Consider the following 17,329-nt stretch of genomic DNA (forward strand, 5'->3'; position numbering starts at 1 on the left):
AAAAATTCACAACCAGCGGCTAATTTAGAATTAAAAATAAGACCGCAGCCACAGCCACGGTCTTAATAGTCATTTATCCCTCAAGTACCGGAATCCATTTATTTTGTTTGTAAGGATGGAAATATGACTCCATGATCTCGCCATTTCGGTCCAGGAACAACGTCCCATGATGAAGAAAAGTATCCTTCATATAATACCGTAGGTCAATAGCCCTTAGCTCAATGTGGTTGTCATGCTCCAGAACCTCAAGGTGGATGTTCGGACTGAACCGTCTGAAATACCGGCCCAAATTCGAATTGTCAAAGGCCCCTAAGTGCTGGGAATCTTTTTTGTAATACCTCGCAATAATCTGAAGCTTTCTCGTAAAAAGATTATACTTTCCAACAATGTGATGGCTTCTCGTGTCCGCCACGAAGTCCCATTTGTAGAATGCCTTAAGCGACGGCAAAATTGTGACGCGCTTAAACTCATATTGCTGAGCAATGGCTGTTGAAACATGGGTCTGCGCAGTTTGCTTCATCTTCCAGCGGAGCGCCAGATAGGCTGCGAATAAGAGCACCACAGAGCCATACTCGAGAATGGACTTCTCACCGGAGAAAATCAAATAAACCGCCATCAAGGTTATAAAGGGATCATATAGAGTCAACAGATTTAATTTCCGCTTTTTCTTAAAGAGCATAGCGCCGTAGGAATTCAGGATATCAAAGACGGTATGTGACAAAGCGCCCATCAACGTCCAAAAGAATACTTCGAAAGACAGTGAGCCCGGCATCAATACCGAGAGCCCTAAAGTAATTGCCGCTGAAAACAACGTCAGCGCGGGCAAGGAATGTGACCAGCCTCTGTGATGTTTCAAATAAGTCATTTCATTCGAAAACAAACGAATGACGACGTCTGAGTCAGGAATCATGGCACCAATGGCAGCGCCAATTGCAACAGGATTGTCCAAACTGGGTGTAGTCCCCGAAAAGGTAGAAATCGCGAGACCTATGACACCATGGGTTATTGGATCCATTTCACCGCTCCTCATAACATTATGTTTACATAATAACACAGATCTCCACCTACCGCAAGGAGAATGGAATTTTTAAACAGTGGCGCTTTGCGCCTGACCCGCCAAATTACAGAAATATTTTCATCACTTCACCCGGCCTTAGGGCTCAAAGCGTAAGAGCTCACCGCCCTCTTTTACATAAAGATTGGTTGACGCCGCAATCGTCTGCATCAGGTCTTCATCCATTCGGGATTGACTTGTGATCACCATGTAAACTGAGTTGTTTTCTACAAACTGCTTTAAATCCTCATTTGAATTCTTCAGGGCATCCGCATCAATCGCTATCCTATCAACGTTTAGAAACCCTAAGCGATTGTACTTTTCAAAGGAGTCCACGACTATGACAAAGCGCGACAAAGCGTCGCGGAAGTTATCATAAAGATATTTTGAAAATTCTATACTGCCGCCATTTGTAAAAGCCATAACCAAAACATCCTTATGACGGCTGAGCCATGTCAGCGAGCCTCTAAGGTCGAGCTGCGTCAAGTCCCCAATCAGCTGTGCTGCTCGAAAGGCCTCCGCATCCTCCACTTGAAACGGCGCTTCCAACAGTGAAGAAAACTTGGCGGGATTCTCCATAGCCACAATCTCCCCATCCTCTGTCCAGGAAAAATTTAGCGCCAATAGCCTGTCCCCTGCTTTGAAGGCCAAGTCCATGGCCTCCTTGGAATTTGTTCCCGTCATGCCATTGACTGGATGACCCCCAACAAAGACAACGTCTTGCGTGATATTTTCCCGCTGGCCAAGAATTCCCGTGCCATCCTCACTCGCGAATTCTCCATAGTAGGTCTTTGCATCCGCCAACAGATTGTGATCCAAAATATATTTGGATGCGGCGAATTCTTCTTTGACCTCATTATACTGGCTATAGCAAAGATTGACATCCACTGGCTCTCCTGTCTTGCGATTCCAGGCCCTTGATTTATTGAAAATGTATTCCCGTGACATTTCGAAGACAAAGTCTTCACTTATGAAGGACCCAAAGGCGGTGTAAGCTTGAAAGGCTGCAAGGCCCTCTGTCGCGTTGACCAGATCCTGCCCAAAGATCAAAAAATTATCATTTGGAATGCCCATGAGATTCATGATTGTTGGCATAAAATCTACCTGAGTCCCAATAGTGCTTATGGTCTCGCCGACACCAGAGCCTGGTGTGTGCACAATGAGAGGAATGTGAAGCATTTCGTCAAACTCGTAGGGTTTATCCAAATAATCCTCCAAAATTGACTTGGATTCAAGATCCGTTATTACTAAGCCGTGATGGTCGCCATAAAGTGCTATCACAGAGTTTTCATAATAGCCAGCATCCTTCAACTTTTCAAAAAAGAATCTGAGTGCATTGTCCGTATAACGGACGGATTGTAAATAGTCGCCAAAAAGTGTCCCCTGATGTTCCGGATTCAGCTCAATTTCCTGCAGTTCAGACGGCAGCTGATAGGGATGGTGATTGCTCAAAGTGATCAGGAAACCATAAAACGGCTGTTTGTAAGTCTTCAGTATTTCAACGGACTGCTCAAAGAATTCGAAATCATTCAAGCCAAAACCAATGGGCTCATTAATGACAAAGTCCTTTTCACTATAGAACCGTTCAAAGCCTTGCCCTGGATAAGCGATGTCACGGCTCCAGAAATCTCCTTTATAACCATGAAAAGCTAAAGCCGTATAGCCTTGATCTCTAAGCTGCCACGGGAGTCCTCTAAAGTCATTTTCCTGATACAAAGCATAGGACTGGCCATAGACCGTAGGATAGATCGCATTGTTTGTCGCAAATTCAGCGTCCGAGGTATTTCCCATCCCAAGCTGCTGATAATAACTGTCAAAATAAAGCGATTCCCCAGCAATCAATTCATTCAAAAATGGCGTTAACACCTGCCCCTCATAACTGCGGTTCACTACAAAGTCTTGAAACGACTCAATCTGGATGACAATCAAATTTCTGCCTTCTGCAATGCCCCAGTACTTCTGAGCTTTCAGCGCCTCAGGATCCTGATAGATTTTATTTTTTATGCTGACATTCCCCAAAATTTCAAACTGATCTACCATCAGCTCCGAAAAACGACCGTTGACACTGGACACCAAATCTTCAACATGGAAGCCGAAAAACTCACGTGCGCCAATTTTTTCAGTATAGGCAATTCTAAGTTGAGGTACAGAAAACAAAATTCCCATAAGCGCAGGCAAAAGCACTAAAATTCTCCAGCGAATGGAGAAACGTTCACCTTGCTTGTGGAGCAGCGCTGTTAAGCCTATCCAAAATGGCATGTCAATCAAAGCAATAAAATGCTTGGGTGATAAAATGGCGAGAATACTGTCTCCAATATCCCCTATGACACCTGCATTTTGTAGAATGCGAACCGTTGCTCTTGCATTGAACTGTTTGAAATAAACTACATCCACCAAAAATATTAAAGAAACCAGTCCGTAAAAAATGACAAACAGCCAGGCACCCTTATGTTTTCCTGCCTTCTCAAGGGCAAAAAACACCCACAAACTGATGATCACAGTCAGAATGACCGCCATCAGGCTGCCTTCCGAAAGCTGAACCATTTCGTAATAAAAATGCCACTTCATACTCATTAGCGCCACAAGGGCGACCAGCATCAGAAAAATTTTCTTCAAAGACCTTCACCTGTTCCTTTCTACCCGTTGATTATATTACAAACTTGCCGGACAGTGCCATAGGCTACAGAATTTTAAGGATATTTTTATAATTTCAGCTGATGATGCCGCCTGATATTTATGAAAAGCAAAATTAACGCTTGAACTCTGACCTCGGTTTGTGCTATTATACTTCTTGCAGGTCACAATAGCCTGCAGCGTACGCCCGAGTGATGGAACGGCAGACATAGCTGACTCAAAATCAGCCGCCGAGAGGCGTGGCGGTTCGAATCCGCCTTCGGGCACCAAAAGGAAAAAATCCCCTGAAGCTTTGGCTTCAGGGGATTTTTTTCACGTTTAAATCACAAATGCAGCCTCAAGCCTCTGTCTCATGATGGCTGTTGTAGTTTGCAAGGGCAATCTCAGAAAGGAATACAGCGTCTTCCACTTTATCCCCCAGATAAGTCCAGAGGTTGACATGCCCGTCAGGCGTTTCTATGTGCGCTTCCGTGACGCCTTCCAGCTTAGGGACAGAAACCCGGAATACCAGCTTTATGTTGTCAGGGTCATTAAACAGGGTCATGAAAACAGCGCCATCTTTATTAACAAATTCAACGCGGTCTTCAAAAAACACAGGTTCAAAATTTGAACCAATGATTCTGGAGATCACCTTTATCAGATTAAAACCATGCCCATTAAAACGGTATCGATACCCTTTCATAACAAATTTTCCCCCTTTTCCCCGAATAACTACCTGTACTCCAAGACACTTCCGGAACCAATTTCCTTCAAAGGCAGCGTACGCATCAATCTGCATTTCGAGGGCAGATCCGTACAATGACTGGCATGCAGTTGCTTGAGTCCAAGGCCCTCAAGAAAAACCGCTGTCCCTTCCAACTGCTCAAAAGTTGGCTTTTGTAAGTGAAAGCCTCCTAAAATATCAACGACTTGATCTGTTCCACTGAGTGTCATGGCATGTCTGACAATGTTGACTATACCACTGTGTGAGCATCCGGATATGACGACGAGACCTGCTGTTCCCAGATAGGAAATCGCACTGTCGTCCAGAATAAAGTCCTCCAGCCAATTTCCATCTACCCGTCTCAGACCTATGGACTTCTTGGCTTCAAAATCATTGACCCTTGGTATTTCGCCCAAATAGGTCAAACCACCCCCCAAGTCCACCGGCGTCTTACTTAATTGACATTCAAAAATATCCTCAAAATCACTGATGTTAAAGTCGACTCCGTAAATCTCACCATCCATGCCTTTTTCTTCAAAGACATCCGGATGGGCAACCAGTTTTACACGATCTTCCCGCCGCCTGTTCTGCCTCAGATGCGCCGCGAGAGCGGGGAGACCCCAGGTATGGTCGCTGTGCCCGTGGGAGAGCACCAGCACATCCATTTCAGAGATTTCCAGCTTTAAACGCCTGGCGTTTTCAAGAAAGACCTCTGAGTAACCCGTGTCGAACAAAAGCTTCACCTCTCCCGACTCGATCCACGCAGAAAAAGCAGGCTCCGCTAAAAAATAGCGATCAACCAGCGTCTGATTGTCCACAAGTAAAGTCAGCTTCAAATGGAACTCACTCCCATCCATAAACAAATCTTTGTAACTTTATCTTTGGATTATCATACCCAATTGAACTCATGAAATCACAAAAACAAATAATGACGCGCCACCCTTCAGTAGCGCGCCACGACATCACTAATACCTTTGATCTTGACTCAAATCACGAATTGGCATCCGTCAAAACCACTTCCAGCTCTAAAGTGCGGCCTCCCCGGACCAATCTGACATTGACGGTGTCCCCAATCTGCTTCTGATTCAGAAAATCTGACAATTGCGTCATAGTCTCAACTCTCGTATCATCCACTGAAATGATGACATCTTCCGCCTCAATGCCGCCTGCTTCCGCGCCGGAGCCCTCTATGACCCCGCGAACGTAAATCCCCACAGGCATGTCATAGGCTTCCGCGGTTTCCGCGTTGATTTCCATGCCATAAATCCCCAGGTATGGTCTGGAAACAAAGCCCTTGGACGCGAGCTCGTTGACTATAGGTACTGCTGAATTGCTCGGAATAGCGAAGCCTATGCCTTCTACCTCCGCACTCGCGATTTTGATAGTGTTTATGCCAATAACTTCACCACGTGCATTGACGAGTGCGCCGCCGCTGTTGCCCGGATTGATGGCGGCATCCGTCTGAATGAGCTTGAGGGAGTTCTTGTCCCTTATTTCCCGGTCCACAGCACTGATCACGCCAACCGTTACTGTGCTGTTGTATCCCAACGGGTTGCCTATAGCAATTGCCGGCTCCCCTACCCTTAACTGGTCAGAGTCACCAAAAGGCGCTGCTTTCACTGTACTCAGGACCTCTGTCGGAATTTCCGATGCCGGAATTCTTATAATCGCTAAGTCTGTGGATTTGTCCTTGCCTACGATTTCAGCTTTGAAGTACTGATCTGGTTTTAGCTGAACCATAACTTCTTTCGCGTCAGCAACCACGTGTTCGTTAGTTAAAATGTCCACTGCTTCGGCGTTAACTGCATAAATAACACCTGATCCGGATGACTGCGCCGTGCGTTCCATATTGAAGAAATCCCTGTAGGACACCGTACTCGTGATACTGATGACGCTTGGCCCGACTGATTCTACAATATTGGCAATATCCGCGCTGCCCTCTCCAGTAATGACGGTATTCGTCTGAACCGCCGGCTGCGTCGTCAGGACCGGCGCTTCAGCCGGTTCATCCGAATTGAGGTAATTCTTGACAAACATGGCGCCTGCGCCAGCGGAAAAACCACCCACAACTGCCAGAATCAATACAATGACCAGCAATTTGGCAAAACTTGAACGCTTCTTCGCCTGTAGTCTCTCAACCCCAATATTTCCATCAGACTCAGAACTTTGATTGAAATTTTGCTGATCCATGATTTCACCATCCTTCAACTATAAGATTAATATGCTGCGTGTTTGAAGCTTACTTCGAAGTTCATATTCAGTTTATAAAAAAAATGTGAAGATTTTGTGAACAGTTTCTAAAAAAACTTTTTCAAAATGGTTAATAAAGAGGCCACAGACCTATCCCTGCCAGCTCACAAAAGGCAGCGTCAACTGGAACAGAACGCCAACTTCAGGCGTGCTGAGCACCTCAATGCGCTCATCATGCGCCTTAATGATTTCACGGACAATTGCAAGACCAAGACCAGGCGACGCTCTATGCTGACTTCTGGATTTGTCGAGCTTTGAAAAGCGCTGCCATATTTCCTGAAGCTCCTCAGGCAAAAGCACTGTACCTGTATTCCTGAGACTTATGAGCACCTTCTGGTCATGAAGCTCAGTTTTGATTTCAATCTTACCGCCTTGATCCACAAATTTGACCGCATTATCGATCAAATTTTGAAACACTCTCTGAATGCTCGCGTAATCCGCATAGGTTTGACAGCCTTCATCCATAAAGTCTACAACGACTTTAAGCGCTTTTTGTTCAATTCTGCCCTCAAACTTATCCAGTTCATTGAGAATCAAAGCGTGAAGGTCAAAGTTCATCTTCTTCAGCACCAGATGGCCGCTCTGAATCTTTGAAAGATCCAAGATATCATTGACCAGCTTCGTCAGCCGTTCACTTTCGTTTAAAACAATCAACAGATACTTCTCTTGTTTATCTGGCTCCGAGGTGCCATCCAAAAGGGCTTTTGTGTACCCTATGATGGACTGAAGCGGCGACCTGAGATCATGGCTGAGGTTCGCAATAAAGTTCTGCTTTGTTTCCTCCAGTTTCATAAGCGCTTCAGCCATGGTATTCAAACTTACCGCCAATTCACCTATTTCATCCTGGCGCCTGGTTTGAATCCGCATGTCAAAATTTCCGCTGGTCACATGCTTTGCGATCTCATTGAGGTCCTTGATCTCACGGCTCATTGCCCTTGAAAATGAAAAGAGCATAAACAGCGCTACAATTGCGCTTAGGGCCAGTCCAATGGCAACCGCAATATTGACATCTCTGGCTGTCATACTGATTTCCGGGATGGAGGCTATGAGAAACAGCACATACTCTACCTCAGCCTTAATAATGATTGGATACCCTATCAGCAGATATTGGTCTTGACCAAACTGATTCAGCGACGTCCGCTTTTGTATGATTTCTCCTGAGTAAAGCTGGTTTAGGTCTTGACTGCTGATTTCCGCCTCTTCAATAAGGTCTGTGACATTGGCATCCGACATGAACACCCGGCCTTGACGGTCAACCAGCAACACTTGGGCACCCAAATAATTTTCGAGTGACTGCACCTCAATTTCGAGCCGATTCACATCCAGAATGCCATTAGCCGCAGAATCCGAATAGATCTGCTGAAAGACCATGGCTTTTTCCAGCAAAATAGTTTGTTTCTGGCTGACCATTAAGCTGTTTATGGCAATATTGACGCCTATGACAATGAAGGCATAGGAAATCAAGAGTATGACGACATAGAGCATAGAAAGTCTTAAATAAATGGTCCGCAAATCATCACCGCCTGATCAACCTGAAGATTATACTGAAAACTTATACCCTACACCCCAAACAGTTTTAATTTCCCAGATATCATTCCCGGGCAGTTTTTCCCTGAGGCGTTTGATATGGACATCCACCGTCCGGCTCTCGCCTGCGTAATCAAACCCCCAAACTTTATCCAGGAGCTGTTCCCGGGTAAAAACCTGATTGGGATGGGACGCTAGAAGATATAAAAGCTCGAGTTCTTTGGGCGGCATAACAACTGCCTCACCCTGACAGGTGACCGTAAAACGGTCCAGATCGATTTGAAGGCCAGGCTGTTCCAGGACTCTGCTGTCCTCAGTCCGGGCATTATATCGCCGGAAAACGGCCCTGATTCTTGCCATGAGCTCCGTGGGATCCACAGGCTTGACAAGATAATCATCAGCGCCAAGCTCAAGACCCGTCACCTTATCAAATGTCTCACCTTTTGCAGAAAGCATTATGACGGGAACATTGCTGATCCGTCTCAGTGCCCGCAACAGATCGAACCCATTCACAACGGGCATCATGATATCCAGAAGCACAGCTTCAGGCATTTCTGACTTGAATGTTTCCATGGCTTTGGTACTGTCACTGACAGGCAGTACCACATAGCTTTCATGTTCCAGATAGATCTTCATTAAATTCAGGATATAAGGATCATCATCTACCACCATAATTTTTTTCTTCATGCAGTATCCCCGCCTGTCTTTCGCAATTCGTCTGCAAACTGCAGAGGATTTCGTTACATACATACCTCTTTTTCACTGTCATAATCCCTTGTGTATGATAGAATAAGAAAGATAAATATCGTTAGGAGTGAATCCATGGATTTTAAACAACTGGAAAGCTTCGTCATGATCGCGAAGCTCAAAAGCTTCTCAAGGGCAGCAGAGAAGCTCTATCTGACACAGCCTACCATAAGCAACCACATACATACACTGGAAAAAGAACTGGGAACCATTTTATTCAACAGGACCAACAAACAAATCTCCATGACCCAAGCCGGTGAAATCTTTTATGAGCACGCCATCAGTATTCTCAACAAAAAGGAGCACGCATTCTTTTCACTTGAAGAATATAAGGGGAAGATTGAAGGCGTTCTCGAAATTGCCTCGAGCTCCATCCCTGAACAATATTATTTAGCGGACGCCCTTAAACGTTTCAGCCTGATTTATCCGGATGTCAGGTACAATTTGATGAAGCATGACACTTCCCAGGTACTTGAGAAAATCCTGTCCGGTGAAATTGACTTTGGGATCGTGGGCGCGAAGCCAGAATCGGCCCAGCTGGACTGTATTGATATCATGGCGGATGAAATCGTTTTGGCCGGACCTGCCAACGGACTGAACTCTATAAAAACTGAACAGATTCAGGATTTGCCCCTGATTTTAAGGGAGCAAGGGTCTGGCACCCGAACGGCTGCCATGAAATTTCTAAAGGGATCTGCCGGCCTCGACCCGGAAACACTTAAAATTATCGCTGAAGTCGAAAGCAATGAGACTATAAAAAGGATGGTCGAGCTTGGCATGGGCTATAGCTTTTTCTCGCTTCAGTCCATCAAGAAGGAACTGGAGGATGGCAGACTTAAGCTGATCGCCCATGAGGCACTCTGCATCCTGCGCTCATTTTATTTCGTGTTCCATAAAAAAAGAGTGCTGTCCCCGTTGTCAGATACCTTTAAGAATTTTATTCAAGACGAAATGAAGTACAAAAAGGGTGAGGGGAAGTAGTGCAAAGCTGGTGTGCCGAGACCATCGGCAAAAGCATTGAATCTTAAGAGAAAGAAACAGGCGTCCACCGGAAGAGACATAGTCTTAACTTCCAGGTGGTCCGCCTGTTTTTTTATCTGTTGAGAAACGCCCTGTAGCCTTTGGCGGCCATATAGAGATCCGCTTTGCTGATGACTTCAAACGGCGCATGCATGCTCAGGACGGGCACACCGCAGTCTATGACCTCAGCGCCTTTATTGGCAAGGATGTATGCAATGGTACCGCCGCCGCCCTGGTCGACTTTGCCCAGCTCTCCAACCTGCCAGCAGACTGCGTTGGCTTCAAAGAGCCGTGCCACTTTATCGAAGAACTCCCCGTTGGCATCACTGCTCCCGGATTTTCCCCTGACGCCCGTGTATTTCATGATTTCAAGGCCCCGGCCCATCATGCCGGAATTGCGCTTGTCATAAGCTTCCGCATAGTTCGGGTCAAAGCCGGCACTGACGTCTGCAGACAGAACCTCCGTCCTCGCCAGCGCGCGACGCAGCATCAGGTCGTGATAACTTCCCTGCTCAAGCAGCAGCAGCTCCGCTATGGTGGTCTCGAAAAATGCGGATTCCGCGCCAGTGTTGCCCATGCTGCCGACCTCTTCCTTGTCTGTGAAATAGGCCACAGCAGTCTTATCAGGTGCCTCTATCCCCAGAATGGCTTCAAGGCTGGCAAACGCGCAGACACGGTCGTCATGGCCATAGGAAGAAATCATGCCCCGGTCGAGCCCAACATCCCTGGCCCCACCTGCCGGTACAATTTCAAGCTCTGCCGTGATCAGTTCCCGCTCAGTGATGCCATAGCGGGCTTCGAGAAGCTCAAGAAGATGGCTTTTCACCTTATCTTTGCCGTTTGAGCCAGCATCCGGTTCAGTGCCCTTCGCACCCTCAGGAGTCTCCTGTGGCTTCTGTCGCCGCGGAATGCTGCCTGCGAGGACATTGAGGCCCTCCCCGGTAATAGCTTCGCCCAGGGGCTTCGTCACCTGATCCTTGGCAAGATGGGGCAAAAGGTCCGTAATGAACAGTACCGGATCCCCGGCATCATCCCCTATGCGGATATCGACGAGCTCACCATTTTCCTTCCTGGCCGTGCCATAGAGCGCCAGCGGTATGGATGTCCACTGGTATTTCTTGACACCACCATAGTAATGCGTCTTGAAGAAGGCCATGTCAGTATCTTCGTAAAGTGGGACGGGCTTCAGGTCAAGACGCGGCGCGTCAATATGGCTGCCCACAATATGCATGCCCGTTTCAAGGGGCGAGCGCCCCAGAACCATCATAACAAGCGCTTTTCCACGGTTAACCCTGTAGAGCTTGTCCCCTGCCTTCGGCACATAGCCCTCCGGAAGCTGATCCATGTCCCGGTAGCCGTTTTTCTCAGCCGCTCGAAGGATTTCAGCCGCACAAAGGCGCTCCGTCTTGCTCGCTGTGATAAAAGCTTTGTAGCGCTCCGCTACTTCGAACACCGCAGCCGTTTCTTTTTCATCCAGCTGCTCCCACACCAGCGGGAAGCTGTGGCTCAGCCGGTCCTTTGCGTCTATGCTGTTCCCAGTGTTCTCATTTGATATTGTCATGCCGTCACCTCATTTAATTAAAATTAAATATCATTTCCAGTTAAAAGGCCTGGAAGCCTGCCGATAGTGACAGCCGCCCACGCCTAACTAAGCTTTCCACTCAGCCCGTCTGACTTCACCGAGTGACCCGCTTTCTGATCCTCTACAGGATTTCCGTCTTCATCCACATACCGGACCTCAATATTGTCCAGCTGGCGCTTGAAGTTCTCCCTAAACGCTTCCAGATACTCTTCTCTCAAAAGTTTTTGCTCAATTTTCTCAGATTCCGTCAAAGATTCGTTTTTTGCTTTATTCGCTAAAATATTGATGCGTTCCAGTTTTTCTTTAGATAACATAAAATCAGCTCCAAAATTCTATCATTCTGCAGCGTCTATAACGCGCTGCGTTTTTATTTCTTCTTGTGGACTGGTCTGTCAGACCGTTTATTGGCACGGGAACTTTGAGATCCCGTTTTTCTTTTTCCTTCAGAAGCTGGCTTTGGCTGCGAAGCTTTTGAAGAAGTGCCTTTTGCTTTGCCTCTTTTTAAAGGTTCATTTTTTGACTGATCCCTTGGACGGATGAGACAATTGGGTCCAAACCCTATCAAATCCGTTCTGCCAGACTGAACCAGGGCTTTGTGAACCAGCTCATAATTCTGAGGTCTTCCAAATTGAAGCAGCGCACGCTGCATTTGCTTCTCTTCCTTGCTCTTTGGCACATAAACCGGCGTCATGTCTCTTGGATCAAGGCCAGTATAAAACATGGTCGTTGAGAGGGTTCCCGGCGTTGGATAAAAGTCCTGGACTTGCTCTGGCTGATAGCCAATCTTCTTCAGATAAAGGGCCAGCTCAATGGCGCTGTGCAGTGTACTTCCCGGATGAGAGCTCATCAGATAAGGCACCAGATACTGCTCAAGCCCGCACTGCTTGCTGAGTTCAAAAAAGCGGTCCACGAACTTTCCGTAAATTTTACCGGCTGGCTTTTGCATCTTGTCCAGCACCTCTGTGGCAACATGCTCAGGGGCAACTTTAAGCTGTCCGCTGACATGATGCTTCACCAAATCTTTGAAAAACGCCGGGTTTGGATCTGCCATCAGATAATCATATCTGAGACCCGAGCGCAGGAATACCTTTTTGACGCCTTCCACCTCCCGCAGCTTACCGAGAAGCAGCCTGAGATCCTCATGATCGATCTCGAGATCTTTGCACGGCTCTGGATAAAGGCATTGCTTGTGCTTGCAGGTGCCCAGCCTCAGCTGCTTTTTGCAGGATGGGGCCCTGAAATTGGCAGTAGGGCCACCCACATCATGAATATAGCCTTTAAACTCACGGTCCTGAACAATGCGCTTCGCTTCTTCCACAATGGACTCATGCGAGCGGCTCTGTACTATCCTGCCTTGATGGTAGGTCAGGGCGCAGAAAGAGCAGGAGCCAAAACAGCCCCGTTCAGAAATGATGGAAAATTTGACTTCCTCTATACCTGGGACGCCACCCAAGCTCTGATAGGCCGGATGAATTTCGCGCCTGTAGTCCAGCGCGTAAACGCGGTCGAGCTCACTGCGGTCAAGGGGCATTGCCGGCGGGTTCTGGACCAGCCAGCGCGTGCCATGAGCCTGGATCAGCGTTTTTCCACGGATGGGATCCTGCTCGTCATACTGGGTCATAAATGCCTTGGCATAGGCCACTTTGTCAGCCGAGACCGCTTCAAAAGAAGGAATCTCGATCCCTTCAAAAATTTCATCCCTTGAAGCCGCTACATAACACGTCCCTGGAATATGACGGATATATTTAGGCTCGAAGCCTTCATTCATCAGATTGGCAATTTCAACGATCTGATGCTCACCCATGCCGTAAACCAATAGATCCGCCTCTGAATCTACCAGCATGGATCTTCTGACCTTGTCATCCCAATAATCGTAATGGGCAAAGCGCCTGAGGCTTGCCTCTATCCCCCCAAGGATGATGGGCATTTTAGAATAAGCTTCCCGAATTTTTTGGGTATAAACAAGCGTCGCCCGGTCAGGACGCATACCCATTTTCCCACCCGGCGAATACGCGTCTTTATCTCTTCGCCGCTTGCTGACAGAATAATGGTTGACCATGGAGTCAATGTTTCCGGCGGTCACCAGAAATCCAAGACGCGGGCGGCCAAAGGTCTTAAAAGCATCTGTAGTTTTCCAGTCCGGCTGTGACAGAATGCCGACCTTAAATCCCGCATCCATGAGAACACGGCCTATGACCGCCGCCCCAAAGGTTGGATGGTCAATATAAGCATCCCCTGTCACCAGCACAAAGTCTGGACGCTCCCAGCCGAGCGCCTTTAAATCTTCTTGATTGACGGGCATAAATCCCTGATTTGACATAAAAAACTCCTATCTTTCTTACCGATTAAGGTGAATCCTGCTCTTATAACGTCAGGATTTTCAAAACGAGGATTACAGCATCTGTGACTTCATCAGCCCCGGCTTATTGCCGGACATTTCGCGGTACATTTCTTCAATTTCTTCAAAAACAAGTTTCATCCCGGCTTCAATTTCATTTTCGCCTACAGCTGCAATACTGATGCGAAACGAAGCGCTTTTCAGCTGGAGATGATAAAAGGTGCTTCCAGATAAAATTGCCACGCCCTTCTTATTCAGCCGCCACATCAGTTCATCCGCATTAAGCCCCGGATCCATGGTAATCCAGTAATTGTAGCCACCCTGAGGCAAATGATAATGTACCCAGGGCACTTCGTGAGTCTTTAGAAAACGGGCCATGACTGCGTGCCTCTTGTCGTAGATTCTTTTCATTTGAATGATCTGCCTGTCCCAGAGTCCTTTTCTTATATAAAGGTCAAACGCACGCTGCAACAGACCAGAAGTAGAAATATCCGTGGCGTGTTTTGCCATGGCAATTTCGTCCTGAAGCGCTTCCGGCACGACCATGTAGCCAAGTCTGAGTCCCGGCATCAAAACCTTTGAAAAGCTTTTGATGTAAATGATCCTGTCATAGGGGTCATAGGCACTGAGAGGCACTGCAGGCTCGTTTCCCACGTTGAGGTCTGCAGCGTAGTCATCCTCGAGGATCCATGCCCCACAGGACTTCGCGATCTCAATCAGTCCCCGCTTTTTCTCGTCGCTATAACAATAGCCAGTGGGATTCTGAAAGTTTGGCATAACGTAAATGAGCTTTGGGCGCAGCTTCTTTGCTTGAAGGCTGAGGAGCTCAAGATCGATCCCATCCTCCTGGATGGGGATTTCGACTATGAGCGCACCTTTGAGCTTGAAGCTTGCCAGCGCGCCGGTATAAGTAGGGGCCTCGACGAAGACATAGTCGCCATAATCCAGAACGGATTTGGCCACGAGATCAATGCCCTGCTGCGCCCCTGAAATGATCTGAATCTGATCAGGGTCCAAAGCGACGCTGGATCCCCCAAACATTGCTGACAAAGACTGCCGAAACGGAAAAAAGCCCTGGCTCTCGTGGTAGCCAAAGGCATAGCCCTTATCCCGCTCCAGCACCTCATCTATAACGGTCTTAAAGTCCTTGACCGGAAAGAGGTCTGCCGTAGGGGATGAAATGGAAAAATCATAAGGGACCGCATGATGCCGTGCTTCGAAGTCCCGTTCGCTGTCTGTTTCCTCTTCTACTGGCGCGACATAAGTGCCGCTGCCTATTTTTTTATAAACTAATGCGTCTTCCTCAAGGAGCTTATAGGCATTGACAACCGTCACGTTGTTGACACCCAGGATCACTGCCAGCTTTCGAATTGGCGGCAGCTTCTCATGGGGCTTGATGGAATTGTTGAAGATCAGGGTCCGCAGATGCTTGTACACCTGAATGTACAAATGTTCAGCGTCCTGTTTATCAATACTTATTCCATAGTAAGGCTGCATGCGCCACCTCCCTGTCCGCAAAAAAAATCTCCATTTCAAAAAATGAAGATGTCTCCAGAGTGCCGTCGAGGATGAAATTCAGCACCACACTCCACCTAAGTGGGTGTACTGTTCCCGAGTCCTGACTTCCGGTCGGGCCGGCTTGCCATCGCTCGAAAAACGCGTGCTCCCGATAATATGCCAGTGGTTGAATTTAATCCGTATAACGCACACCCCAGAGTACTGATTACATTATAATACAGGATCGCAATAATATCAAATCCTGATTGAACTTTTGGATCTCAGCCCGCTGAGGAGACGCTCAAAATCCTCAGGCAAAGGCGCTTCGAAACACCGGTATTCCTTAGTTCTTGGCAGCCGGAAGCACAGCTTGAAAGCGTGAAGCGCCTGACGATCGATCCCCTCTGACGCCTCGTGATAAAGTGTATCTCCCACCAGCGGATGGCCCAAATGGTTGAAATGGACCCGGATCTGATGGGTTCTGCCGGTTTCCAGGCGTACCTCCACCAGCGTCGCGCTGCCAAAGCGCTCCCTGACCCAGTAATGGGTGGTGGACGGCTGGCCAGCAGCCATCACCATGCGCTCTACCCGTTCTTCATCCGGCCTGCCAATTGGCGCGTCAATGGTGCCTTCGTCCGCTTTTAGGTCACCATGCACGAGCGCAAGATACCTTTTCTCCACCTCGTCCCGTTTCATTTGTTCCGTGACCACATGCTGGGCATACGGATTTTTCGCGATCAACAGCAGCCCGGACGTGTCGCGGTCCAGTCTGTTGATGAACCGGATTTTGGGGTTGATCCCTTTCTTTTTGAAGCGCATGGCAAGACCATTGCCTATAGTCCCTGCCGGATAACTTTTAGTAGGGTGCACCACAACGAAAGGCTGCTTATTGATGAGGACCAAGTCTTCATTTTCAAACACCACCGAAATGGGAATCTCTTCTGGCTCAAAATAATTCTCTTCAATCTCCATAGAATAGGTCAAAAGGTCTCCGGCTCTCACAAAGCCATTCACGGATACCGGCCTTCCGTTCAGAAGCACAGCCTTTCGATTCTTTCCGTTTTTCACCTGCCGTACAGACAAGTCCATCCACTGAACCATGACGTCAATGACCTTTAAGCCTGCTTGTGCCGGTTCAACCCTGAAGTCCAACCGGTCGTGCCCAAGATGTTCAAACATGATCTGCTTTCCGCCTTTCCCGGAGCAATACACAACGCTCTCCCAGTGATAGTCCCAGTTTTTGTTTCACTAACGCACTGCAGCGCACTACGCCCCAAATGAGAGCACCAGATAGGCATTTGTTCTGGATTCCTGAACGACAATATAGCGGCCAAATTTTTCGTCACAATATTCATAAAAGGCCATAGTGACCTCCAGGTTCTCTCCAAAATCATAGACATTGACTTGCACAGGTTTCCAGCCGGACTTTTCCAGATAAGCCACTGACGCCGGCTTTAAGAGATCAACAGGTACTGAGCCAAATACATTGCCATGCAGCGTCAAATACTCTGTCCAAAAGGTATTGTGTGCTTCCTCCGCCCCACCTTCAGACAACTGCCGGGCGCGGGTTTCCACAAAGTGGTCGAGATAATCACCGTCATAAACGTTTTCTATGGTAACGGGCTTCATCAGAAACGCAACCTCGTTGATCAGCTCGTGCTTGTATTTTAAACGCAGCGCTTCCTCCCGGCGTTTGGCATAGTCGATCTCATCCTGAATGGAAAGCTCTATATCATCGCAAATCAAGCGGATTCTTTGAATCGCTTCCACAACATTTTCAGTTTCACCCCGAGTCAGCGCCCTGTCGAGGTCGACGAGCATGTTATTAAGTTGATTGGTTTTCAGGTGCATATGAGGTCACCTCCATAGGCTATTAACTTTACCATTATATCAAAAATGCGCTTACCTGCAACGGACTTTAGGAAGTATAAGGAAAAGGAAGATGAGCCGGGCAAACCCAAGCCCAGTCATCTTCCT

At 47.6% G+C, this 17,329-nt stretch carries 14 protein-coding genes, 1 tRNA gene and 1 other RNA gene; 2 read left to right on the forward strand and 14 right to left on the reverse strand.

The features are described from left to right. Positions 1-73: 73 nt before the first annotated feature. Together BLP63_RS03345 and BLP63_RS03350 are read right to left on the reverse strand one after the other, a co-directional pair. Positions 74-1,015 (reverse strand): metal-dependent hydrolase, encoded by a 942-nt coding sequence (locus BLP63_RS03345; protein WP_170829262.1) that lies wholly within the window; start codon positions 1,013-1,015, stop codon positions 74-76. Positions 1,016-1,153: 138 nt separating this feature from the next. Then, positions 1,154-3,670: a sulfatase-like hydrolase/transferase gene (locus BLP63_RS03350; protein ID WP_092589460.1), complete on the reverse strand. Its 2,517-nt coding sequence runs from the start codon at positions 3,668-3,670 to the stop codon at positions 1,154-1,156. 203 nt (positions 3,671-3,873) lie between these two features. Between BLP63_RS03350 and BLP63_RS03355 the strand changes: the two genes are divergently transcribed. Then, a tRNA-Leu gene (locus BLP63_RS03355) sits at positions 3,874-3,957 on the forward strand. A 68-nt stretch (positions 3,958-4,025) separates the two neighbouring features. Here BLP63_RS03355 and BLP63_RS03360 read toward each other — a convergent pair. From BLP63_RS03360 to BLP63_RS03380, 5 genes are all read right to left on the reverse strand, one after another. Beyond that, the gene (locus BLP63_RS03360) at positions 4,026-4,370 is read right to left on the reverse strand and encodes a hypothetical protein (protein WP_092589461.1); all 345 of its coding nucleotides are present in this window, start codon (positions 4,368-4,370) and stop codon (positions 4,026-4,028) included. Positions 4,371-4,399: 29 nt separating this feature from the next. Next, positions 4,400-5,227 (reverse strand): MBL fold metallo-hydrolase, encoded by an 828-nt coding sequence (locus BLP63_RS03365; protein ID WP_092589462.1) that lies wholly within the window; start codon positions 5,225-5,227, stop codon positions 4,400-4,402. Positions 5,228-5,381: 154 nt separating this feature from the next. Continuing rightward, positions 5,382-6,581 (reverse strand): S1C family serine protease, encoded by a 1,200-nt coding sequence (locus BLP63_RS03370; protein WP_092589463.1) that lies wholly within the window; start codon positions 6,579-6,581, stop codon positions 5,382-5,384. A 150-nt stretch (positions 6,582-6,731) separates the two neighbouring features. Further along, a complete protein-coding gene (locus BLP63_RS03375; RefSeq protein WP_092589464.1) occupies positions 6,732-8,153 on the reverse strand; it encodes a sensor histidine kinase in 1,422 nt (473 codons plus the stop codon). Between the two features lie 27 nt (positions 8,154-8,180). After that, positions 8,181-8,855, reverse strand: a complete 675-nt coding sequence (locus BLP63_RS03380) for a response regulator transcription factor (RefSeq protein ID WP_092589465.1) — start codon at positions 8,853-8,855, stop codon at positions 8,181-8,183. 135 nt (positions 8,856-8,990) lie between these two features. Between BLP63_RS03380 and BLP63_RS03385 the strand changes: the two genes are divergently transcribed. Beyond that, positions 8,991-9,896, forward strand: coding sequence for a selenium metabolism-associated LysR family transcriptional regulator (locus BLP63_RS03385; protein WP_092589466.1), 906 nt, complete (start codon positions 8,991-8,993; stop codon positions 9,894-9,896). 112 nt (positions 9,897-10,008) lie between these two features. On the opposite strand, the gene BLP63_RS03390 is transcribed toward BLP63_RS03385, so the two are convergent. From BLP63_RS03390 to BLP63_RS03420, 7 genes are all read right to left on the reverse strand, one after another. Further along, positions 10,009-11,496: an aminopeptidase gene (locus BLP63_RS03390; RefSeq protein ID WP_092589467.1), complete on the reverse strand. Its 1,488-nt coding sequence runs from the start codon at positions 11,494-11,496 to the stop codon at positions 10,009-10,011. Between the two features lie 83 nt (positions 11,497-11,579). Next, on the reverse strand, positions 11,580-11,831 hold the full coding sequence (locus tag BLP63_RS03395) for a DUF896 domain-containing protein (protein ID WP_092589468.1): 252 nt from the start codon (positions 11,829-11,831) through the stop codon (positions 11,580-11,582). Positions 11,832-11,884: 53 nt separating this feature from the next. Then, positions 11,885-13,837 carry a YgiQ family radical SAM protein gene (locus tag BLP63_RS03400; protein WP_092589469.1) on the reverse strand — a complete coding sequence of 651 codons (1,953 nt, stop codon included), beginning with the start codon at positions 13,835-13,837 and terminating at the stop codon, positions 11,885-11,887. A 72-nt stretch (positions 13,838-13,909) separates the two neighbouring features. Next, entirely contained in the window at positions 13,910-15,352 is a 1,443-nt protein-coding gene (pdxR, locus tag BLP63_RS03405; protein WP_092589470.1) for a MocR-like pyridoxine biosynthesis transcription factor PdxR, read from the reverse strand. A gap of 47 nt (positions 15,353-15,399) precedes the next feature. Continuing rightward, a non-coding RNA gene (gene ssrS, locus BLP63_RS03410) (6S RNA) lies at positions 15,400-15,576 on the reverse strand. Positions 15,577-15,607: 31 nt separating this feature from the next. Beyond that, entirely contained in the window at positions 15,608-16,531 is a 924-nt protein-coding gene (locus BLP63_RS03415; RefSeq protein WP_139159764.1) for an RluA family pseudouridine synthase, read from the reverse strand. Positions 16,532-16,618: 87 nt separating this feature from the next. Further along, entirely contained in the window at positions 16,619-17,203 is a 585-nt protein-coding gene (locus BLP63_RS03420) for a hypothetical protein (RefSeq protein WP_092589472.1), read from the reverse strand. Between the last annotated feature and the right edge of the window lie 126 nt (positions 17,204-17,329).

Source organism: Acidaminobacter hydrogenoformans DSM 2784 (assembly GCF_900103005.1).
Taxonomy (GTDB): domain Bacteria; phylum Bacillota; class Clostridia; order Peptostreptococcales; family Acidaminobacteraceae; genus Acidaminobacter; species Acidaminobacter hydrogenoformans.